At 50.1% G+C, this 21,494-nt stretch carries 23 protein-coding genes; 9 read left to right on the forward strand and 14 right to left on the reverse strand.

Annotation, left to right across the window (positions count from 1 at the left end; genetic code table 11):
• Nucleotides 1–11 precede the first annotated feature (11 nt).
• The 3 genes from B9Y58_RS07465 to B9Y58_RS07475 form a co-directional block, all read right to left on the reverse strand.
• Complete coding sequence (locus B9Y58_RS07465; protein ID WP_083532225.1) at nt 12–1,373, reverse strand: TolC family protein; 1,362 nt, start codon at nt 1,371–1,373, stop codon at nt 12–14.
• Between the two features lie 76 nt (nt 1,374–1,449).
• Entirely contained in the window at nt 1,450–4,524 is a 3,075-nt protein-coding gene (locus B9Y58_RS07470; RefSeq protein WP_073054831.1) for an efflux RND transporter permease subunit, read from the reverse strand.
• Nucleotides 4,525–4,533: 9 nt separating this feature from the next.
• Nucleotides 4,534–5,562, reverse strand: coding sequence for an efflux RND transporter periplasmic adaptor subunit (locus B9Y58_RS07475; protein WP_158278341.1), 1,029 nt, complete (start codon nt 5,560–5,562; stop codon nt 4,534–4,536).
• A 185-nt stretch (nt 5,563–5,747) separates the two neighbouring features.
• On the opposite strand from B9Y58_RS07475, the gene B9Y58_RS07480 reads away from it, so the two are divergent.
• On the forward strand, nt 5,748–6,644 hold the full coding sequence (locus B9Y58_RS07480) for a helix-turn-helix domain-containing protein (protein ID WP_073054829.1): 897 nt from the start codon (nt 5,748–5,750) through the stop codon (nt 6,642–6,644).
• Between the two features lie 5 nt (nt 6,645–6,649).
• The gene (locus B9Y58_RS07485) at nt 6,650–7,762 is read left to right on the forward strand and encodes a cation diffusion facilitator family transporter (RefSeq protein WP_073054828.1); all 1,113 of its coding nucleotides are present in this window, start codon (nt 6,650–6,652) and stop codon (nt 7,760–7,762) included.
• Nucleotides 7,763–7,788: 26 nt separating this feature from the next.
• On the opposite strand, the gene bioD is transcribed toward B9Y58_RS07485, so the two are convergent.
• The 7 genes from bioD to B9Y58_RS07520 form a co-directional block, all read right to left on the reverse strand.
• Nucleotides 7,789–8,454, reverse strand: a complete 666-nt coding sequence (gene bioD, locus B9Y58_RS07490; protein ID WP_073054826.1) for a dethiobiotin synthase — start codon at nt 8,452–8,454, stop codon at nt 7,789–7,791.
• On the reverse strand, nt 8,451–9,653 hold the full coding sequence (gene bioF, locus B9Y58_RS07495; RefSeq protein ID WP_073054824.1) for an 8-amino-7-oxononanoate synthase: 1,203 nt from the start codon (nt 9,651–9,653) through the stop codon (nt 8,451–8,453). The genes bioD and bioF overlap by 4 nt, the downstream gene beginning before the upstream one ends.
• Nucleotides 9,650–10,399 (reverse strand): 6-carboxyhexanoate--CoA ligase, encoded by a 750-nt coding sequence (locus tag B9Y58_RS07500; RefSeq protein ID WP_073054822.1) that lies wholly within the window; start codon nt 10,397–10,399, stop codon nt 9,650–9,652. The genes bioF and B9Y58_RS07500 overlap by 4 nt, the downstream gene beginning before the upstream one ends.
• Before the next feature lies 1 nt (nt 10,400).
• The gene (gene bioA / locus B9Y58_RS07505) at nt 10,401–11,711 is read right to left on the reverse strand and encodes an adenosylmethionine--8-amino-7-oxononanoate transaminase (protein WP_073054820.1); all 1,311 of its coding nucleotides are present in this window, start codon (nt 11,709–11,711) and stop codon (nt 10,401–10,403) included.
• A gap of 61 nt (nt 11,712–11,772) precedes the next feature.
• A complete protein-coding gene (locus tag B9Y58_RS07510; RefSeq protein WP_073054818.1) occupies nt 11,773–12,831 on the reverse strand; it encodes an MBL fold metallo-hydrolase in 1,059 nt (352 codons plus the stop codon).
• Between the two features lie 40 nt (nt 12,832–12,871).
• A complete protein-coding gene (locus tag B9Y58_RS07515) occupies nt 12,872–13,453 on the reverse strand; it encodes a flavodoxin family protein (RefSeq protein ID WP_073054816.1) in 582 nt (193 codons plus the stop codon).
• 42 nt (nt 13,454–13,495) lie between these two features.
• Nucleotides 13,496–13,942: a MerR family transcriptional regulator gene (locus tag B9Y58_RS07520; protein WP_073054814.1), complete on the reverse strand. Its 447-nt coding sequence runs from the start codon at nt 13,940–13,942 to the stop codon at nt 13,496–13,498.
• 147 nt (nt 13,943–14,089) lie between these two features.
• Between B9Y58_RS07520 and B9Y58_RS07525 the strand changes: the two genes are divergently transcribed.
• The 7 genes from B9Y58_RS07525 (at nt 14,090) to larE (ending at nt 19,743) form a co-directional block, all read left to right on the forward strand.
• Complete coding sequence (locus tag B9Y58_RS07525) at nt 14,090–14,494, forward strand: hypothetical protein (protein ID WP_073054813.1); 405 nt, start codon at nt 14,090–14,092, stop codon at nt 14,492–14,494.
• A 64-nt stretch (nt 14,495–14,558) separates the two neighbouring features.
• Nucleotides 14,559–15,563, forward strand: a complete 1,005-nt coding sequence (locus B9Y58_RS07530; RefSeq protein WP_072980835.1) for a DUF362 domain-containing protein — start codon at nt 14,559–14,561, stop codon at nt 15,561–15,563.
• A gap of 81 nt (nt 15,564–15,644) precedes the next feature.
• The gene (gene tatA, locus B9Y58_RS07535) at nt 15,645–15,848 is read left to right on the forward strand and encodes a twin-arginine translocase TatA/TatE family subunit (protein WP_073054810.1); all 204 of its coding nucleotides are present in this window, start codon (nt 15,645–15,647) and stop codon (nt 15,846–15,848) included.
• On the forward strand, nt 15,848–16,789 hold the full coding sequence (gene tatC, locus B9Y58_RS07540) for a twin-arginine translocase subunit TatC (protein WP_083532223.1): 942 nt from the start codon (nt 15,848–15,850) through the stop codon (nt 16,787–16,789). Before tatA ends, tatC begins: the two co-directional genes overlap by 1 nt.
• A gap of 54 nt (nt 16,790–16,843) precedes the next feature.
• A complete protein-coding gene (larB, locus tag B9Y58_RS07545; protein WP_073054805.1) occupies nt 16,844–17,572 on the forward strand; it encodes a nickel pincer cofactor biosynthesis protein LarB in 729 nt (242 codons plus the stop codon).
• Nucleotides 17,569–18,888 carry a nickel pincer cofactor biosynthesis protein LarC gene (gene larC / locus B9Y58_RS07550; protein WP_073054803.1) on the forward strand — a complete coding sequence of 440 codons (1,320 nt, stop codon included), beginning with the start codon at nt 17,569–17,571 and terminating at the stop codon, nt 18,886–18,888. Before larB ends, larC begins: the two co-directional genes overlap by 4 nt.
• Nucleotides 18,889–18,927: 39 nt before the next feature.
• Nucleotides 18,928–19,743, forward strand: coding sequence for an ATP-dependent sacrificial sulfur transferase LarE (gene larE / locus B9Y58_RS07555; protein ID WP_073054802.1), 816 nt, complete (start codon nt 18,928–18,930; stop codon nt 19,741–19,743).
• Between the two features lie 296 nt (nt 19,744–20,039).
• Here the strand turns inward: larE and B9Y58_RS07560 are convergent, their stop codons facing one another.
• From B9Y58_RS07560 to B9Y58_RS14585, 4 genes are all read right to left on the reverse strand, one after another.
• Nucleotides 20,040–20,273 carry a hypothetical protein gene (locus tag B9Y58_RS07560; protein ID WP_073054800.1) on the reverse strand — a complete coding sequence of 78 codons (234 nt, stop codon included), beginning with the start codon at nt 20,271–20,273 and terminating at the stop codon, nt 20,040–20,042.
• Nucleotides 20,263–20,721 (reverse strand): type II toxin-antitoxin system VapC family toxin, encoded by a 459-nt coding sequence (locus B9Y58_RS07565; protein ID WP_073054798.1) that lies wholly within the window; start codon nt 20,719–20,721, stop codon nt 20,263–20,265. Before B9Y58_RS07565 ends, B9Y58_RS07560 begins: the two co-directional genes overlap by 11 nt.
• A 316-nt stretch (nt 20,722–21,037) precedes the next feature.
• Entirely contained in the window at nt 21,038–21,139 is a 102-nt protein-coding gene (locus B9Y58_RS07570) for an LEPR-XLL domain-containing protein (protein ID WP_083532222.1), read from the reverse strand.
• Between the two features lie 22 nt (nt 21,140–21,161).
• Nucleotides 21,162–21,494 (reverse strand): hypothetical protein (locus tag B9Y58_RS14585; RefSeq protein ID WP_158278342.1); only part of this gene is annotated, 333 nt, incomplete at its 5' end.

Consider the following 21,494-nt stretch of genomic DNA (forward strand, 5'->3'; position numbering starts at 1 on the left):
TATAGCGCTATTTACCGTCCTGTAGCCACTAGGTAGGCACAAACTGCAGTGTAATAGCCGGTAACAGCTTCGGTATAGGAATCGCTAGCCTGTTGGCGCAATGTTTCCGCTTCAAGCATATTGCTGAGCGTTGCCGTACCCGCGTTGTAGTATTCGCGCTGCATACGCAGGTTCTCTTCGGCCTGGACGACGGCATCGCGGCTAATTTCAATCTGCCGAAACGACTCATTCAGCGTATTCCACTTGGCGTCAATATCCACCTTTATCAGGTTCTTGTTTTCAGCTTCGTCGATGGCCGCCTTTTGCGCCTTCAAGTCAAATTTTGCGGTAGAATAGCTATTGCCCCACCAGTCCGAAATCGGTACGGTAAGCGAAGCAAACAACACACCGTTCACGGCGTCATCATCGAGTAAGTTCTGATACAAAAGGCTTGCGCCCACAGCAACCGTCGGGAGAACCTTGCCGCGCTCCATCGAGCGTTCCTTTTCGGCGGCTTCGCGGCTGATGGCAAGCAGTTTACTTTCAGCGCGGCGTTCAACAGCATCATCAGCAGAGATTGCATAAGATTCCGGCGGTTCAATCTTTTCGAGATCCGTTTCCGCCAAGTCAAAGTCAGCATTGTCGCGGTTCATTTGCCGTGCGAGCATCAGCTTCGCAACCGAAATTCCATTTTCAAGCTTCAGACGATTGCTTTGCAGTTTTTTCTTTTCGAGTTCCACACGGAGCAAATCATTTTTCACGGCAACACCCGCTTCTACAGCCGTTTTCACGTCGCCATAAATCGCTTCTATCTGTTTTTCAGCTTCAGCGAGAGTCTTCATCTTTTCCCTGAGCGAAACGATGAGCCAATAGTAGGTCTCCGTATTCTTGCGAATTTCCGTTTCGGCAAGAGTTTCTTGGAGCTTAGCCGCACGAGTCCCAATTTTGGCGAGCTGGTTGCCATTGTAAATTTGCCCGCCCACAAAAATCGGCTGAATCAAAGTCAAATGTCCGACAATTCCTTTATCGACCATTCCCATATTAAATGTCGTCGGAAGCCCAGCCAATATAGAAGGGTCTAATCCCGCCTGCGTCATGGCTGGTGCAACTTGTTGACCCAAGCCTTCCATTTCTTTGGACAGGTCCATTTTTTGCTTTACCAAGAAATCGTTCGAGATAAAGGCAAAACCACCGGCAAACACTTTCGGGAAATACGCCGGGAAGGCGCTTCCTTCAGTTTCTTCCGCCATTTGGCGATTCACTTTTGCACTCTTCAAAGTCGCATTATTTTCGCGAGCAATACGCAAACAATCATCAAGCGTATACACATCCGCCGCAAACGAGGCAGACAAGCCAAAAACAAGAGCAACCATTATGTTATTCAATTTATTCATTTTATAAACTCCCTGGATTCTTCGTCCCTTCGGTCCTCAGAATGACGCAAAAAGAATGTTCTCTTTCAACCATTCACTACCGACTCACAACCTTCCTGCGTCTGAATTTCATACAACTTACGCCCCAATAAGCAACGGGCAGCACCGTCAAAATCAAGCACATGGTAACAAGCGTTCCCCAGAAAATAATGTTTGCCATAGGAACCCAAAGACCATCCCCACTCAGCATCATAGGCAAAACACCCGCAGAAGCCGCTGCCGAAGTTAGGAATATCGGGCGCATACGCCTGAGTGCCGAATTGTAGATGGCATTTTTAGAATCCAAATGTTCATCGCGCTTTAACTCTTCGGCATAATCAATCATGATAATTCCATTACGCACCATAATTCCAAACAAACTTACCATACCAAGAACACCCGTAATCGTGAAATCCATACCTGTAATCCACATGGCAACGCCCGTCCCGAAAATAGAAAGCGAAAGCAACGAAAACAGCATGAACGCTATACGAATTTTTCGGAAGTGCCATACCATAATAAGGAACATCATGGCAACCGCAACGACGAGACCTTTAAGGAGTCCGGGAAGCGTTTCGACAACAGAGGCAGCTTCGCCACCAAGCTCCAATTTAACGCCATCGTCAGCGGTCAACTTTTTCAGCGAATCAAAATGCTTTAGAGCAAGGTCATTCGCACTGACGCCAGACGAGACTTCGGCAGAAATAGTCACCGTCGGGAGACCATTCCTTCTATCGCGAGCGCCCTCGTTAAACACAGGCGAGAACTTTGCAATCTGGCGGAGCGGTGCATTGGAAAGCCCACCATAAGTTGCAATTTTTTCATTTTCAAGATCCGAGAAACTAGCAGAATCGGCATGCGTTCCTTTAAGCACTACCGGCACATTTTTATTGCCTTCCCATAGAGTGGCTATCGGGAATCCGGCATTGTAGCGAGAAGCAAGCATCGCTTCGAGAGAGAACTGATTCACCCCAAGCTTCGAAGCATTCTCATCAAGCGAAACCTTAATCCCGCTCAAGGGTTCTCCATAAGAACTGCGAACAAGATAAACTCCCGGGAGACTCCGCAAATAATTTTTCACTTTATCACATGCAACTTTACGACTTTCATCCGTTCCATCAGAAATTCTAATTTCTATAGGCGATGCGGCATCGCTAAAGCTGAGTTGTTTAAAGCGAATAAATACATTTGCAAAATGGTCCACATACTTTTCCGAATACTCCTTGATAATCTCTTCTGTTGCACGAGCGCTTTCTGTATTTACGATAAACTGCGCAAAATTTTCACCCGCAAATTGCGGTGCATAAGTCATGTGGAAACGCGGTGAAGACAATCCCTTGAATGTCGTAATATAGGTGACTCTCGGATCCTTTTCCAAGATACGCTTCATGCTATCCGCCACGGCAGAAGTCTGGTGAATCGACGTTCCGTTCGGCAAATAAAATTCTACAGAGAATTGGTTGCGTTCAGCAATCGGCATGAGCTTTATGGGGCGAGAAAGAATCATCACCGTACCTAAGGCAACACAAACGACAGCCACGAGAATGGTCAATTTGGGGAACCTAAAACAAGTTTTTAAAACACGTTCATAGATATAGTTTGAAATATTCTCAAAAGAGAACTTACTCTTCTTTTTCGTTTTCGGCTTTAAGAAAGCAAATTGCAAATAAGGAACAATAAATATCGCCACGAGCAAAGAAACCGTAAGGACAATAGTTACCGACCAAGGGAATGTTGTCACAAAATCGCTAAACATTCCATCCATCGTCACCAAAAACGGGAAGAAGGTAATGCTTATGGCAAGCGTGGCCGAAAAAATTGATTTCAAGAAATGCACGGCACTATGTTCTGCCGCTCTCCAGCGTGTACAAGATCCATAAATTCGTTCCTGATAGTCATCCAATATTACAATGGAATTATCAACAATCATCCCCAACGACACCATCAAAGCCGCAAGCGTTACGCTATTGATTTCGTAGCCAAGGCCAAAGAAAAGTCCAAGCGAAATGAAAACAGATATGGGAATAGTCAAAGCCGCAATCAAAGCCACCTTGAAAGGTTGCAACAGAACGACCACAATAATAACAGCCAATACGGCAACCAAGATTTCTCTCAAAAAGTCATCAATACTTTTGCCGACAACTTCCGTCTGGTCCGTAATGCGGAACATCTTGACTTCTTCAGGCAAGCTACTTTCAAATTCCGAAAGCACCTGTTTTATTTCCTTGCCCATTTTCACGATGTCGTGGCCTTTTTTCATTTCGATGCTAAGCATCACGCACTTGTTGCCATTCACTTCAATGTAGGCCGTACGATTAGGATATTCGCGTTCCACACGGGCAACATCTTTCAGCCGCACCACACTTCCATCAGGTGCGCTAAACACAATTGTTTCGCGGACACTTTCTAAGGTATTCACGCCACTTTCCACATAAATCGGGTGATTGTATTCGCCATCCCTCAAAGTTCCCGCAATATTCACAAGGCCTTGCCCCGAAAGGAATGCCGCCACCGACTTGTAGCCCAGCCCATACTGGGAAAGTTTATCGTTGTCCAGATAAATTGAAATTTGGTCTTTCTGTTCGCCAAAACGCGTAATGCGACCGACACTTTCAAGTGGCCTTAAGTTATCCGCAAGTCCATCCAGATATTCGCCCAACTCACGGTAAGTCTTATTCTTGCTTTCTATCGCCAAGAGCATCGACGAAGCATCGCCAAAATCATCCATCACGATTATCGCAAGGACTCCAGCAGGCAAACTCGACTTGAACTGCGAAACACCATGCTTAAAGCGACTCCAAAACCCATCTTTGTCATACACGTAATCTTCAAGTGCCACCTGAACAATCACCATGCCATCGCGAGTCATAGAAGTCGTTTTGCTCTTTTTGACATCGTCATAAGTGAAGATGTAGTCTTCAAGCGGTTTCGTCACGCGGTCTTCCACTTCTTTTACAGTGGCACCTGGATAAACAGCAATCACGACGCCCTGACGCACCGTAAATTCAGGGAACTCATTTTTTCGGTTGGCAGAAAGGCCATAAACGCCAAACAGCACCAAAATGCAGCAAAGCATAAACACAATGCCGCGATAGCGCATGGCGGTTTCAACAAAGGAACGTTTCTTTTTCATAGAATCCCCCTATTGAACAACAGTCTGATTAACCGTCTGGACGCGGTCACCCTCGCCTACCTTAGACATACCCTTTACCACAACGGAATCACCATCGTCAATCCCCTGCACCAAAAGCTGTGAACCATTTCCTAGAGAGGTTTCAACATTTTTTCTCATCGTTTTTCCACCACGGACGATCCAAACAAAAGAACGATTGTATTCATCCAAAAGCACAGCAGAAGCAGGGAGTTCAACACCCGCCACAGAATTTTTGCTATCAATGGACATTTCCAAAAGCATTCCCGGCAAAAGTTCGCCGCTCTTATTTTTCAGCTCAGCTTCGATTTGGTAAGAACGCGAAAGCGGGTTTGCAGAAATCCCCTTATTTGTAATCTTCCCTTCAAAAGCTTTATCGCCAAGCGCACCGACGCAAACTTCAACCTTATCGCCCACATTAAGCGAAGCCACATCTTTTTCAGGAACGGCAACAACCGCCTTAACCGTCGCGACATTCACGATGCGAAACACAGGAGCGCTCGGCACCACATTTTGCCCGACTTCGAGAGATTTGCCCGCAACAATTCCCGTTGCAGGGGCATAAAGTTTGCAATCATCCAGCGCCTTTTGCGCAAGTTTCTCCGCAGCAATCGCCTGCCTATACTTACTTTCGACATCCATCCACTGGATTTCAGAGATGGTCTTGTTCTCGTGCAACTTTTCCATACGGGCGCGTGCATCTTCCGCCTGATTTTTCAAAGCAGAAGCGATTTCCAAAGCGCTCTTTGCAGACGTATCATCCAAGGTTGCCACGAGCACACCCTTGTTCACCTTTTTGCCTTCGGTCACATGCACCGACTTTACCGTCCCCGGCGAAGAAAAGCTCACCATCGTTGTCGCGACTTCGGCGACAGAACCCGCATAATGCAAAGAGCTGCCGACATTTGAATTCTTAGCAACAATAGTTTCGACTTTAACTATTGGCATTTTTTTCTGTGCGACTTTCTTGTCGTTGCGAGAATTGAAGTCACTTTCGCAAGCAACAAGAGACAAAATCAAAAAAGGAAGTATATACAATTTCGTATTCATACTTTCAAAAATATGATTTAGGCGAATCATTTTTAAGGTTAAAATTTCGCCAAAAACAGAAATTTTTACCATTATTTGCGTATTTTTACGCCTATTTAGGCAAAAAAGAGGTAATTTTTACTAGAAGCAATTTTGAACATTCGTTATTCGATTTTATGAAAAGAAAGCCTACAAATGTAACCAACATAAAGAAAGCAGACCTTTCCCTATTAGATTTTTTGAAGCAGTCGAACACTGTTCCCGGGAAAATTGTCCTTTTTGAAAACATTGAAGGGTTAGACACATCCGGCTATTTTTATCTACAGGGCCTTGTATTATTTTTAATCGAAAAAGGCCACAGCACAATTGAAGTGAACACAACAACATACGATTTGGAAAAAGGCTGTATTTTTGTCGCGTTTCCTGGGCAAATCATTCATGTTATTAGTATAAGCGATGATATTAAACCATTATGTATAGCGTGTTCAATGGACATGATGAACGACTTAATGTCTCAAGTCAAAGATAGCTTACAACTTTTTCAACATGCAAAGCAATCACCATTCCAGAAAAGGGATGGTGAAGATTTTGAACAAATAAAAAAATCGTTCAGGCACATACAAGAAAAAATAAAGGTCACCAAAGACAACCGTTACCACTACCAAATTATCAAAAATCTTGTAATATCCACCGCGTTCGAATGCATAGATATTCTAACGGAAAGACGCATTGAGCCGCAGGGATCTAATCGCAAGAAAGCTTTATTCAATGCCTTCTTGCAAAAAGTCGAAGAAGAACACCGCGAATACCACAGCGTCAAGTATTACGCCGACGAACTTTTCGTGACATCCAAATATCTTTCTACAGTCATCAACGAAATGAGTGACAAGACTCCCAAACAGTGGATTGACGAGTATATCGCCCTGGACGCAAAAGTTCTTTTGCAATCCACGGAAAAGGACATTCAGGAAATTTCTGACGAGCTGAACTTTCCTGACATCAGTTTTTTTGGTAAATTTTTCAAACGAATGACCGGAATGTCACCCAAGGCCTTCCGCGATAAAAAGGATTAAAAATTATGAACGAATCGGAAAACCGTCAAAAGGTCATTGTCCGGACAAGCATCATCGGCATTGTGGCAAACATCGTGCTGTCCGCATTCAAGGCGTTCGTCGGCTTTGCAACCAACTCCATCGCCGTGACGCTCGATGCGGTGAACAACCTTTCTGACGCTTTGTCCTCGGTCATTACGATTGTGGGCGCAAAACTTTCGAACAAGTTGCCCGACAAAAAACACCCGCTCGGTTACGGTCGAATCGAATACTTGAGCGCAATGGTAGTTGCGGCAATCGTGCTTTACGCCGGCGGTACCTCGGCGGTGGAATCGGTCAAGAAGATTATCCACCCCGAAGCAGCGGACTACTCCACGGCTTCGTTGGTGATTATCGCCTCGGCAGTAGTGGTAAAACTCGTGCTCGGCAAATTCGTGAAACGCCAAGGCGAACGCGTAAACTCAGGCGCACTCGTGGCATCGGGTGCAGACGCCCTGTTCGACGCCATTCTCTCCCTTTCGGTGCTGGCTTCGGCCATCGTCTTCATTCTCACAGGCATTTCGCTTGAAGCCTACGTAGGCCTCGTGATTTCAGGATTCATCATCAAGTCGGGCATCGGCATGCTGATCGAAACCCTGGACGACATTCTGGGCAAGCGCGCCGATGGCGACCTGGTCAAGAAAATCAAGGCGCTACTCACCGAAGAACCGCAAGTCCGCGGCGCTTACGACGTCATTCTCAACAATTACGGTCCAGACAAGTTTCTCGGTTCCGTGCACTTGGAACTCCCCGACACCATGACCGTCGAAGAAGTCGACGTACTGACCCGCAGGGTACAGGCAAGCGTACTCAAAGAAACCGGCGTGATTCTCACGGGCGTAGGCGTGTATTCACACAACACCAAGAATGACGAAGCTGCCAAAATTCGCAGCAACGTGTTGAAGTTGGTAAAGGAGCACCCTTGGGCATTGCAACTCCACGGCTTTTACGTGAACCTTGAAGACCGCACCATGCGTTTTGATGTGGTCATGAATTTCGAGATCAAGCCGCAAGAGGGGCTGGACATACTCCACAAGGAAATCAGCGAAGCCTACCCCGACTTCGATTTGCATATTGCCGCCGACATTGACGCATCGTAGCGCCGACTGATTTGTTTCTTTAGTTTTTAAAACGGTTGCACACCTAGATCGGTGTCGCCGTTTTTTACTTTTGCAAGGATTTCAAGCCCCGTCAAATCTTGCATCATGCGGATGTTGTCGTCTTCCATTTCGAGGTTACCGCTAGAGCCGTAGCGATTCACGATGAGGCCGCGAACATCGAGGCCACAGCTGCGAGCGTATTCCACCGTGAGCACGCAGGCGTTAATGGAGCCGAGAGCCGCTGTCGTAACAATAAGCAGCGGAAGGCCTAACGTTTTCATGATATCGACGAGGAATACTTTCTGGTCATCGTAGCGGATGGGGCAAATGATTCCTCCGCTGCCTTCGGCGAAAACGAATTCATGACGAACACAGGCCGCTTCAAAATCGGCTTTGACTTTCGCGAGTTCTACTGGGTTGCCTTCTTTGCGGGCAGCGAGATGCGGAGAGACGGCTTCTTTATAGACATAGCTGACGAGCTGTTCTTGCGTATCGGGAAGATTTGCGATGCGTTTCACGTAATCGGCATCACCTGCAACCCATTTGCCGTCGCGGAGTTCTGCGCCGCTGAGGGCCGCCTTGTAGTAGCCCGCATCAATGCCGGAATCGCGCCATTTTTTAACGAGAAGGGCGGTAATGAAGGTCTTGCCGACATCGGTTCCGGTCGCTGTAACGAAATAACCTTTACTCATACACACTCCTTTACTGCTTGCGCAATTACTGTTGCGGCGGTTTGAAGTTGTTCATGCGTATGCGTGGCCATCAGGCTTGCACGCAAGCGGGCTTGCCCCTTGGCGACTGTCGGGTAACGAATCGCGGGGATGAGTATTCCCGCATTTTGAAGCGCGGCGGATATTTCAAGCGCGCGTGCCTCGTCGCCAATGACAATCGGGACAATCGCCGAAGGAGACTGTTCAACTTTTACACCTTCATGCTGCAAGGCTTCGCAGAAAAATTTCACGTTATTGCGCAAGTTCTGCACGCGTTCAGGGTGCGCATCGATGTAGCGCAAGTTATTGCAGGCGGCAGCGGCAACGGCAGGAGCCATCGCCGTCGTAAAGATAAAACTGCGGGCCTTGTTTCGGAGAAAATCAATCAGCTGCTGCTTACCCGCCACGAAGCCGCCTTCGGCGGCGATGGCTTTGCTCAAAGTCCCGACAGTAACATCGGCGTGAGCACAGCCGTAGTGTTCGGCAAGTCCGCGCCCGGTCTTGCCGAGCACGCCCGTGGCATGCGCTTCATCAATCATCAAGAGACAATCATTTTCTTTCGCGATGCGTAGGAGTTCCGGCAAATTTGCAAGGTCGCCATCCATGCTAAAAACCGCATCCGTCACGATAAGCCCGCGGAAGGGCCGCACATCTAGTGTCGCCGCGGCCTCTTTAATAACCCGTTCCAAATCTGCCATGTCGTTATGCTTGTAAATAAGGCATTTGGCTCGCGACAACCTGATTCCGTCAATAATGCTCGCGTGGTTCAATTCATCGCTAAAGACAAAGTCGTTCTTGCCGCACAAAGCCGAAATCGTACCGACATTCGCCATGTAGCCCGTATTGAAGGTGATAGCGGATTCTTCGCCCTTGAATTTTGCGATAAATTCTTCCAGTTCCTGATGCGGAGTCTTGTTACCCGTAGTAAGGCGGGCTCCCCCGCTCCCTGTACCCCACTCCAAAACTGCCTGGGCCATCGCCTGCTTGAGTTCGTCGACGTTCGCCAAGTCCAGGTAAGAATTGGAAGCCAGCAGAATCTGTTCCTGCGAAGCGCCGTTGGGCATGCGGATTTTCACGCATGACGATTCCGGCGTTTCCATCAAACGCATGGTGCGGTAGGTATTATTCGCCCGAGCTGCATCCAAAGCGTCTTTCGTAAAAATGTCAAGAATGTGACTCATGCCCCGACATCCACCAAAATTTTCTTCTTCTGCAAGTACTCGATACATTCTTCGGCACGTGCCTTGCGCGAATCAAACAGGAAAATGCGGCCTCCGTTTTCGTCGCCCATTTCCTTCATCTTCATGATGCGCACATAACCGAGTTCTTTGCTTGCAACATAGCCCGTCACGTAATTCGGATCATCGCTCACGCAAAATTCCGCCACCATCCCGGGAGCATTTGCCACCTTGGTTGTCAGCACAATCGCTTCGTTAAAATGATTCTTGCAGCCATCCACTTCGCTCGAATGAAGCGCGTCCATATAAGTCGCGCGCACGCCGCGCTCATGGTCCGGTTCCAGACGTTCGCCAGTCGCAATATCGTAGAGCATCGCCCCACGCATTGGGAACGTTTCGCGCAAGAGCTCTTGCAATTTTTCGCGAAGCCCGCAGCCAGAACCCATCAGCGGAGCAATCAGTCCAAACGCCTTCTCCAGTCCTTCCTGCCACGTGTCCACATCCACGCGCGTCACCGGCAAGGCCTTCAAAATCTGGATATCGCTTTCACGAACCTTTTCGATTTTCACATTGATAAAATCCGGGTCGCCCTTGGAATGGTTCATGGCCCGGCGCACCATCGCCGAACACACCGCCTCAACAGAATCCCGGTTCACGATGCGCTCGGCACCGGATATGTGCTGCTCACGTTTCTGTTCGCCCTCGCCCACTTGCTGCGAGGCACGCATTTTCAAGCTGTAATAATCCATATCACTCGTGAAATTCGTCTTCGCCTTCTACGACAGGCGCGGGTTCACATTCGCCAATCATCTTGATGGCTTCGCAGATGCGGTCGATTTCAGAATCAGTCGTAATGAACGGAGGCATCGTATACACGTAATTGCAGAAAGGCCTGAGCCATACGCCGGTTTCGCGAATCACGCGCAGAATGTCGTCTGCGGAAGGTTTTGCCTTGAGTTCCAAGACACCAATCGCGCCAAGAACACGCACGTCCGCCGCATTTTCAAGCGCACGGAGCGGCTCCAGGTTCGCGCGGAGGCGTTTTTCAATTCGAGCGACACTAGCTTCGTAATCGCGACTTTCGAACAGCGAAAGCGAAGCAATTCCTGCGGCACAAGCGAGCGGGTTCGCCATGTAGGTGGGACCATGCATGAATGCAGGAATCTTGCTGTTCGTAATCGTTTCGGCGACCTTCTCGGACGCAACACAGGCCGCCATCGTAATGCTTCCGCCCGTGAGCGCCTTGCCAATGCACATAATGTCGGGCTTTATCCCCACATGCATCATCGCAAAGCGCGGCCCCGTGCGGTAAAAACCAGCGGCAATTTCGTCTAGAATCAACAAGATACCGTAACGGTCGCAAAGTTCGCGAAGTGCCTTCAAGTAACCCGCATTGTAAAGCCACATGCCGTTTCCGCCCTGAAACACGGGTTCGCAAATCACGGCAGCGATTTCACCCTTATGTTCTTCGACAACGCGCTCCATCGAAGCGAAATCCATCGTATTCCACGCCTCGTCAAAGCGGCAGTTCGGGCGTTCCGCAAAATAATGATGCGGCATGATTCCGCGGAAAAGCGTATGCATTCCGTCAGGGTCAGAAAGCGCCATCGCGCCTGCGGTATCGCCGTGGTAGCCGCCCTTCAAGGCGACCAACTTGCAGCGCTCCGGATGTCCGAGGGAATACTGGTACTGCACCGCCATCTTGGCGCTGCATTCCACGGCAATGCTTCCCGAGTCCGCAAAGAAAATTTTATTCAATCCTTCGGGCAAAAAGTTCACCAGCTTTTCGCCCAACTCAATCGCGGGTTCATGCGTAAAACCGCCGAACATCACGTGGCACATTTTTTCACTTTGTTTCTGAATCGCTTCTACGATTTCAGGGGCGTTATGCCCATGCGCCATGCACCACCAACTCGATACAGCATCAATTAATTTCAGACCATCGGCTGTTTCAATCGTCGTTCCATGAGCGGATTTTGCCAAGAACCTGGCCGGAGTATTTTTCAGCGCCGCATATGGATGCCACAAATGCTCGCTATCAAAATCTAAAAGTCTTTTCATCCGCGCCCAAATATAGAAAAATACTATATCGCCATCGACGCGCTAACATAGGTAATGCGGTTTACTCCAGGTACACAACCTCACCCATTTGCGGCATGAGCACAGGCTTGCCCGATTCCTGGGCGGCGCGTTTCGCATTTTCCAGCGGTTCCGTGTACGAATGCTTGCTCAGGCAGAACTTGGAATGGTGAACCGTCATGTAGCGGTTCGCGCCTAGTTCCACCATTTCCTTGCCCAGGTATTCCGGCATAGTGTGGATAAGCGACCAATCCTTGTCGTACTGCCCATTTTCAAGAATCGCCAAATCGATGTCGGTAAATTTCTTTCCGATTTTCTCGAAGTGCGGGCCGTAACCCGTATCGCCGCCAATCCAAACGGTGCGCTTAGGAGACTTGAAGGCGAATGATGCCCACAGGGTCTTGTTCTGGTGAAGGTCGCGGCCCGAAAAATGCCTTGCCGGAGTCGCCGTCACGTTAAAGCCTTCGCCCAAGTCAACAGATTCCCACCAGTCGAGTTCCGTAAGTTTTTCAACGGGATACTTCCAGTATTCAAAATGCTCGCCCACGCCGAGGCCGGTCACCACGTGCTTTACGCGAGGTTCCAGTTCCGTCACCACCCGGTAATCCAAGTGGTCCCAGTGGTCGTGCGAAATCACCAGGTAGTCAATATCCGGCATGTCAGCGGGCTTGTAGACGTCCGTTCCCTTGAACATCTTGTTCACGAAACTCACCGGCGAACCCTGGTAAAAAACCGGGTCCACCAGCACTTTCTTTCCGGATAAATTAAGCAGGTACGAGGAATGTCCGAACCACACAATCCAATCGCGGTCCTGCGGTAGCGACTTCAGGTCCGTCTTGATGACGTTCAATGCGGTGTCGGGAACGGTCTGACTCTTGTCTCCGAACAGGAAATCCTTCCAAACGGCAAATACGCTCCTGTCGCCCGTCATGGTGACGGTTTCTACCTCGTTCATGAACTGCTTTCCGTCGTAATGCGGTGACTGTTTGATGCGTTCAAGGCGTTTGCCTTGCGGAATACGCCCAAATTTTGCCTGGTTCAGGAATAGCACGCCAGCGGCTCCTAAAATAAAAAGGATCGATAAAATAATCGCCGTAATCATGAGTTTTTTATCCTTTCTAAAACGCAAGCGAATCCTCCCTCTATCGTATAAAGTTCGTGAAGATTTTCTTTTCGGCTACGGGCTGTTCAACACCCGCTTTCTTGCCCGCTTCGATGCTCTTCAGAATCCACGCCATGTTGCGGCCCAGTTCCTTCATAATCTGCACGCCTTCCTCGTCCTTCAGCACATCTTCGGGACTAGAACCGTGAACCATGTTCCAGTAGCGCGAAGCCACCATGGGTTGCTGCGCAAATGCCGGATACTTGTTCAGTGCATCGAGAGTAGCGCTCGTCCCTGCACGGCGGGCAGAAGCAACTGTTGCGGCGGGCTTAAAGAGCAGTTCCGCTTCGGCAATGCCGTAAAGCCTGTCCAGGAACATCAGCATTTCGCCACTCGGGGATGCGTAGTACACCGGAGAGCCGTAAACGACGGCGTCGGCAGTTTTTAAGATTTCCTTGGCTTCGTGAACCACGGCGTCGGTTTCTCCCTTCAGCACGCGACCACCCACAAAGAAGATTTCAGTCTCGATGCCTGCGGCCTTGAGTTCGCCAGCCACCAGGTTCAGAGCCGTATAAGTGCAGCCCTTTTCGCGACGGCTACCATTGAATAAAACGACCTTCATGATAAATTCCTTTGTTATGAAAAATGTTTCTTTATTAAAATTCTACTTGTCAAAATCGTCCGGGGATTCGAACAACTTTTTCTTCAGCTGCATGAACCGCTTTTCGTTGGTGGCGATTTCCAGGTTCCCCACCCGAACCGCTTCCCGGTACAGCAGTTCCTTGTAGCGAATCTTGTTCATGACCACCGTAAGGCGGGCCATTTCCTTTTCAAGAATCTTGCGGCGGTTTTCAAAAAGGGACAGCCTTTGGGAAAGCGTAGAATCTCCCTCGTTGAACCACTCGATGTACTGGCGGATTTCCTTGATTTGCAGTCCCGAATCCTTGAGGCATTCGATCATGGTAAGCCAGCGAAGGTCTTCGTCGCTGTAGGCCCGCACGCCCGAGGCATTCTTCTTGACAAAGGGAAGCAGGCCCTCTTTTTCGTAATAGCGCAGGGTGTAGGCAGAAAGCCCTGTCTTCTTGACGACATCGCCTATAGAGTAAGTCATGTTTACAAAATATAAATATTTTCGCCCAAATGATAGAGTTAGAGTTAACTCTAAATAAAATTTTTCAACTTTTTTCACAAGAACTCAACACCTAGAGTAAGCTCTAGGTGTTATATTTCCTATAGAACATTTTCAAAAGGAGATTTTATGTGCTGTTTTGTCGTGCCCATGGCCGAAGCGGTCGTCACCACCATCGCAACCCTCGTGTTGCAACAGACCGACAAGTCCAAAAGTGAATCCAGGAACCTTGAAGCCGCGGTTTCTGGCGCTCCGCAGCCCTTCTATAAAAGCCTGCGCCTGCTTGCCCGTATGCTCTGGCTCGTAACCGGCGTCCTGATTATCGACCATGTCATGAACGGAGAACTCATGTGGAGTTATCCCTTCTTTACCGCAGCCACAAGCCCCGAAGGTGTTTCCGAGATGGTCCGGGAGATGTCAACGGTAGGCGTTGCCATGTCGGCATTTATCACGTCCGTATGGGCGGTGATGATTATCGCACACAAGTACAAGGCACAAACCCTCGTCAAGGCCGAGGTCCACACCAACCACTAAATAAGCAACTGCCTGGATTCTATCGAACCTTCGGTTCTCCAGAATGACAGGCTCAAGGTAAACTATGGACAGAAGAGACTTTTTAAAAACCGCAGGCGCAGCAGCACTCGCTTCCGCCGTATTCACACCCGCTTTCGCAAAAGGGAAATCCATGGAACAGAAGGAACCCGGAAAGGACGTTTCCAACGTCTATTTCACCAAGGACCTGAGTGCAGCAGGCCTCATCAAGTTGTACAAGAAAATCAACGAGGGCATTACCGGACGTGTCGCCATCAAGCTCCACACCGGCGAAAAGAACGGCCCCAATATTCTGCCCCGTGAATGGGTCAAGGAATTCCAGGCACAGGTGCCCAACTCCAAGATTGTGGAGACCAATACCTGGTACGAAGGCGACCGCTACACTACCGAACAGCACCGCGAAACCCTCAAGGTGAACGGCTGGACCTTCTGCGACGTGGATATCATGGACGAAGACGGCGAAGTGATGCTCCCCGTAAAGGACGGCCTCATCTTCAAGGAAATGTCCATGGGCGCACACATCAAGAATTACGATTCCATGATCGTGCTGACCCACTTCAAGGGTCACGCCATGGGCGGTTTCGGCGGCTCCATGAAGAACATCGCCATCGGTTGCGCGGGCGGACGCCTGGGCAAGAAGATGATTCACGAATACGTGAAGGGCGGCCCCACCAAGATGGAAGCGGGCGGCACGGCAGGCTGGAAAACCAGCGGAGCCCTGTTCATGGAAACCATGGCCGATTCCGCAAAGGCAACCTGCGACTTTTTCAAGGGTCACATCTGCTTTATCAACGTACTGCGCCGCATGTCCGTGGACTGCGACTGCGCAGGGCTTTCTGCAGCGGAACCCAAGTGTCGCGACATCGGCATTCTCGCCTCCACAGACATCGTGGCGGTGGACCAGGCCAGCGTTGACATGGTCTACAAGCTACCGCCCAAGGAACTTCACGACCTCAAGGAACGCATCGAGACCCGCGAAGGCCTGCACCAGCTCCCCGCCATGGAAAAGCTGAAGATGGGTAACCGCAAATACAGGATTATCGAACTGTAGCCTAGTTCGCGACGGCGCCGTAGATAAATTCTCGTCACCGTCGCGGATTATGTTATATTTCTAAGAAAAGGCAGGTAAAATATGTCCCTTGGAATTCCAGAAATAATTCTGATTGTGGTCGTGGTGCTCCTTTTGTTCGGGGCAAAGCGCATTCCTGAACTTGCACGTTCCCTGGGCAAGGCCCAGAACGAGTACAAGAAGGCGAAAGACGCCCTGAAGGAAGAAGCCGAAGACCTGCAGAAGACGGTGGAAAAAGCCGCCGAGGCAGAAGAAAAGAAAGGCTGATGTCCTCGAAACAGGATCAAGAGGCTACGCTGATTTCGCATTTGGAAGCGCTCCGACGGGCGCTTTTGCGTTCTATTATAGCCCTTGCCATCGGCGTCGTGCCCCTGTTCCTTGTTTCGCCCTACGTTCTGGACTGGTTCTGTAAGCAAATTGCCCTGCAGGGCGGCGTCACGCTCCATTACTTTTCCCCGATGGAAGTGTTCCTGCTGCAGCTCAAGATTTCTGCACTGCTGGACTGCGTGCTGTTTTCGCCCTACATAGCCTGGAACATGTGGCAGTTCGTGCTCCCCGCCCTATACGACAACGAGAAACGATTCATCCGCTCCATCGTGGCCATGACCAGCGGGCTCTTTATCGCGGGCGTCGCCTTCTGCCTTGTCGTCTGCTTCCCGCTGATTGTGCAGTTCGGCATGAGCTTTGCAAGCACGACCCTGCAACCCGTATTTGGCGTTTCTAACCTTGTAACACTCGCGCTCTGGCTTTCCCTTGCGTTCGGATGTATGTTCCAGTTCCCGCTGGTGACCTACGCGCTTATCCGTGCGGGCATCGTGAATTACGAAACCGTCTGCAGCAAACGCCCCTACGTGGTGGTGGCAATCCTTGTGCTAGCGGCCCTCCTCACTCCCCCCGATGTTGTTAGCCAACTGTTACTCGGAGTCCCGACGTACCTGCTCTTCGAAGCGGGCCTCCTTGCGGCCAGGCGTTACAAGGGACGTGCCTTGAAAGAAGTCCACCCTGAAAACGCCCCGAACATCGCGCCACGAGATTCGACTGCACCCGCGACGGAATCAGAGCCCGCGCAGACTGATGCGACGAACGAATCCGCGAAAGACCTCGCAGAAACCGACTCCCCTACAACAGATGAAATCGATTTTGCGGCACCTTCTTCCAAGTTCCAGGTCGGTACGGAAAAAGACGCCGACAACTGGAAACCTTATTGATTTTTAGAAAAATTTATTTGCCTTAGAGTCAACTCTAAGCGATATATTAGAAGTATGAAAAAGTTTGTCTCAAAAGATTCCTTTGAAGACCTCGGTTTTGACAAACTGGACGTGAGTCGCGAATCGCGCACAGGCACCAGCGAGGCCGTGTATTGCGCAGGCAAGACGTCGGAACAGCTCCTGAAAATTCTTAGAAAGTTCCGGGACAAAGGTTGCCGCGTGCTCGGAACAAAGTGCAGCAAGGAGCAGGCGGAATTCATCGCAAATGCAGGTGAGAAAATCTGCTACGACGAACTGTCCCGGACGATTTCACTGGCCGATGAAATTCCGGCTAGTCGGAAGCGCGGGCGTTCCGGCGGCAAGGCATCGCAAACGGTTGCAAAACTCGGGTCGGTGGCTGTTTGTTGCGCAGGAACGGCGGACCTGCCTATCGCCGAAGAAGCCGCCAAGACTCTGGAATTTAACGGCGTGAAGGTCGTGCGCCAGTACGACGTGGGGATTGCGGGGCTGCACCGCCTACTTTCGAAGGTGGAGGATATCCGCAAGGCTTCGGTGGTTATCGCGGTTGCCGGAATGGAAGGCGCGCTCCCCGGCGTGATTGCCGGACTCGTGAAAGCGCCCGTGATTGCCGTGCCCACATCGGTCGGGTACGGGGCATCCTTCGGCGGGATCAGCGCACTACTCACCATGCTCAATACCTGCGCCGAGGGCGTGACGGTGGTAAATATCGATAACGGTTTCGGGGCGGCCATCGCCGCATTTAGAATGTTGAAGGTAAAATGATGAAATATCTCTATCTTGATGGATCTTGCGGTATCAGCGGCGATATGACGGTTGCTGCACTTCTTGGACTTGGCGCGTCACGCGAAAAAATGGATGCAGCCATTGCGAGTCTGAATCTGGATGGCGTCCACGTCCATGTGGAAAATTCAAAGAGTTACAGCATTGCGGGGCTTTCTTTTGCGGTGCATGTCCATGACCACGACGCAGACCACGTGCATTCTCATGAAGAAGGGTATGTAGAGCATTGTGAGACGAAAGACGATAGACGAAAGACGAAAGAATGTCATGAAGGTCATCATCATCACGAACATCGGCACTTGTCCGAGGTTTACGAGATTCTGGACCGCGCAGCAAATGCAGGGGCAGTCACTCCCCGCGCCCTTGAAACCGCAAAAAAGATTTTCCGCATCATCGCCGAAGCCGAAGCGAAGGCTCACGGCGTGCCCGTAGAAGAAGTCCATTTCCACGAAGTGGGTGCCGTTGATTCCATCGTCGACATCTTGGCGGTCGCCGTCCTTGCAGATGACCTTGGTATAGAGAACTGCATCGTTACAGGGCTCAACGAAGGCTCTGGTTTTGTAGAAACGCAACATGGCCAGTTGCCGATTCCCGTTCCGGCGGTAGCGCACATTGCAGAAGCAGCGGGCATCGCGCTTCACATCACCGAAACGAAGGGCGAAATGGTCACCCCAACGGGAGCGGGCATCGTGGCGGCCCTCCGGACAAGCGAAAGCCTCCCCGCAGGCTACAAAATTTTAAAATCGGGCGTGGGTCTCGGCAAGCGTGATTTCGGGCGAGCAAACTTCTTGCGGGCGCAAATCATCGAGGACTGCGCAAACGACAAAGGCGGCGACGCAACATCCAGTGCCACAGGCTGCACCCCCGCAGATTGCAACGTTTTCCAGATTGAAGCGAACATCGATGATTCCACTCCCGAAGAATTGGGCTACGCCATGGATAAAATCTTCGAGGCGGGAGCCCGCGATGTCCATTTTATCCCCTGCTACATGAAGAAGAACCGCATGGGCACTCTCCTGTGCGCCCTCACCGACAGCGAGCACCTGGCTGCCGTAGAGAAAGCCATTTTCTTGCATACATCGACCGTCGGCGTGCGCCGTTTTCCCGTAGAACGCACCTGCATGGCCCGCAATACCTTCGAAGTCGAAACAGAATTCGGCAAGGTTCGCATCAAGAAGTCCATTTTGGGCGATATCGAAAAAATCAAACCCGAATTTGACGACCTGAAAGCATGCGCCGACAAGGCGGGCGTTCCCATCTGCGAAATTCAGAAAGCGGTCGAGAAGAAACAGCACTAAAAGTGAATTGTCAAGCCGCAATTTTGTATTTTCCTTTATATGGAAAGCTTGAACCAAAAGTTTGAAAAACTGAAAAACCTCTTGCGCGAAATGAACCGCGTCGCCATCGCATTTTCTGCCGGCGTTGATTCCACGTTCCTTGCAAAAGTCGCCCACGACACGCTGGGCGACAACATGGTCGCCTACACAGTCCAGGCGGGAATGGTCCCCGAGCGCGAAATCGCATTTTCCCGAGAGTTCTGCAAGTTGCACGGAATCCCGCAACAGCTGATAGAAGTTGACGAAATGCAGGTAGAAGGCTTTGCCGAAAACTCCAGGGAACGTTGCTACTTTTGCAAGCGGAACCTGTTTTCGAAAATTACAGAACGCGCAAAGGCCGCAGGATTTTCAACCGTCAGCGAAGGCAGCAATGCCGACGACATTCACGATTACCGCCCCGGAATGCGCGCCCTCCAGGAACTCGGCATCAGGAGTCCCCTCCTGGAATGCGGACTCACAAAAGCGGACATCCGCGAACTTTCGCACCAACTGGATTTACCCACGTGGGACAAGCCCTCCTTCGCCTGCCTCGCAAGCCGCATCCCTTACGGAGAACCCATTTCCCGGGAAAAGCTTTCCATGATATCAAATGCGGAGCAACTGCTTTTTGAACTGGGCTTCAAGCAGTTCCGCGTGCGCCTGCACGGCAACCTCGCACGCATCGAGGTGTTGCCCGAAGATTTCAACAAAGTTCTAGAAAAACGCGACCAGATTCTCGCAGCCTTCAAGAAAATCGGATTTACCTACATCTCGCTGGACCTGCAGGGCTTCCGCAGCGGCAGCCTGAACGAGACTTTAGCCGCAAAGCAAGTTTAGCCCACTATTGGGCGTTCCCCGGCCAGGGGCCGGGGCGGGTGCTGCTCGCCTCTCGTCACCCCGGACCTGATCCGGGGTCGGCTCATCGAGCCTTGCCGCTCTGTCACCCTGGAGCGGAGCGATAGGGTCCACGGCAAGTCTCGCCACCGCGTGGCGGTGCGACGCCCCCTAACGCAGACGCGGGTGTGGAGTGTGAAGTGTGGGATGTGGGATGTGAAATTGAAAATCCGTCAGCGGGTTAGTCAGAGTCCTTGACGCAACGGACAGAACGAAACCAGCATTAATAAAGAAATCTCTTACAAGACTACTTTCGGATTTCCCGAAAATTTCATCACGCCACGGGAAGACTGGACAAACTTGTCCAAATCATCAAATGTCTTGACGTTGTCCACCAAAGAAGAACGCCACTTTGTATAATCAAAGCGCTCTCGCAACAGGGTTGCTATAAAGAGTTCGGTCTCCATTGCACCCATGTTTTCACTTAGGCAACGCATTCCTTTTTCAATGACATCGACAGAACTAGGGCTCATGGTTTTCCTCCACTTCAAGAATGAAAGTCATGGGATTAAGGATTTTGATTTTATCGGTTTGATATTTAAGTAAGCGCTTGTCGGTCGTCAAAAAATAATCACATTCTGCTATAATTGAACTTGCCACATGACACGCATCCATCAACTTAACGCCAGTCGCCGTAATTTCCTTTGCGAGAGACTTTACTTGTCCATCAACATTTTCACTCACATACGTATGCGTGTAAGTATCTATAAAATCCTGGATATCGTTCCTTTTCGACTCAAATCGGTTGGCCGCATTTTCGGCAACGAGAATATACGACGTGACCAAATCGAACACCCCATTACGAATCTGCTGTTGGATTTCCAATTTAGCCTGAGCCTCTAAACTGACCTTTAGTTGAGACTGGTCGTCGTAAGGACGATTATAGCAACAGTTGTCCAAATAAATCTTCAAGCGTTCCATCGAAATCCTCTTCTAAAATATACCTTTCTTTGCACAAAAAAGCAAACACCCCATTTCATATATTCGGGAATATAAGGACAATAACCTAAATCTGTTTTCTTATGGGCGTTCCCCGGCCCCAACTTGTCATCCCCGCGAAGGCGGGGATCTCCCAGCGTCGGCCAGGGGCCGGGTCGGGTGCTGCTCGCCTCTCGTCACCCCGGACCTGATCCGGGGTCGGCTCATCGAGCCGCTTACGCGTCTCGCCACCGCGTGGCGGTGCGACGCCCCCTAACGCGATTCTAGTGTGAAGTGTGTAGTGTGGGATGTGGAATGATTATTCGACAGCAGCCATCATCAGGCGAGGTTCAAGAGCCTCAATACGGTAGTTGTTCTTGGTGGACTGCTTGACAGATTTCTTTATTTTTTTCGTGTTCATTTTGTAATCTTACTTATAAATTTTATTTTGACTTAACACAACGGACGGAACGTCCTTCAAGTTTTGTGTAATTAAAATTCGAGGGGCCGTAAATTGAATTGTCTCTATAACTCGTATTGGAGCCCAAAACAAACATTTCACCATCTACAAGGATTTCGCCTGGGTAATACCAATACGTTTCTTTTCCAAGGCAATCTTTGAATTCTCCCGTTGGACGTCTCAAGCCCGCACCCACAAGGCTATACCCAGTGGTGTTGTAACCGCCAAAACCCTGAGCACGAGCCCCTTTTATTCCATCTTCATTTCCATCAGCATTGAGAATGACAACGAGGTCGTCGTAAGTGAGCAGACGCCA

Source organism: Fibrobacter sp. UWB15 (genome assembly GCF_900177705.1).
Lineage (GTDB): Bacteria > Fibrobacterota > Fibrobacteria > Fibrobacterales > Fibrobacteraceae > Fibrobacter.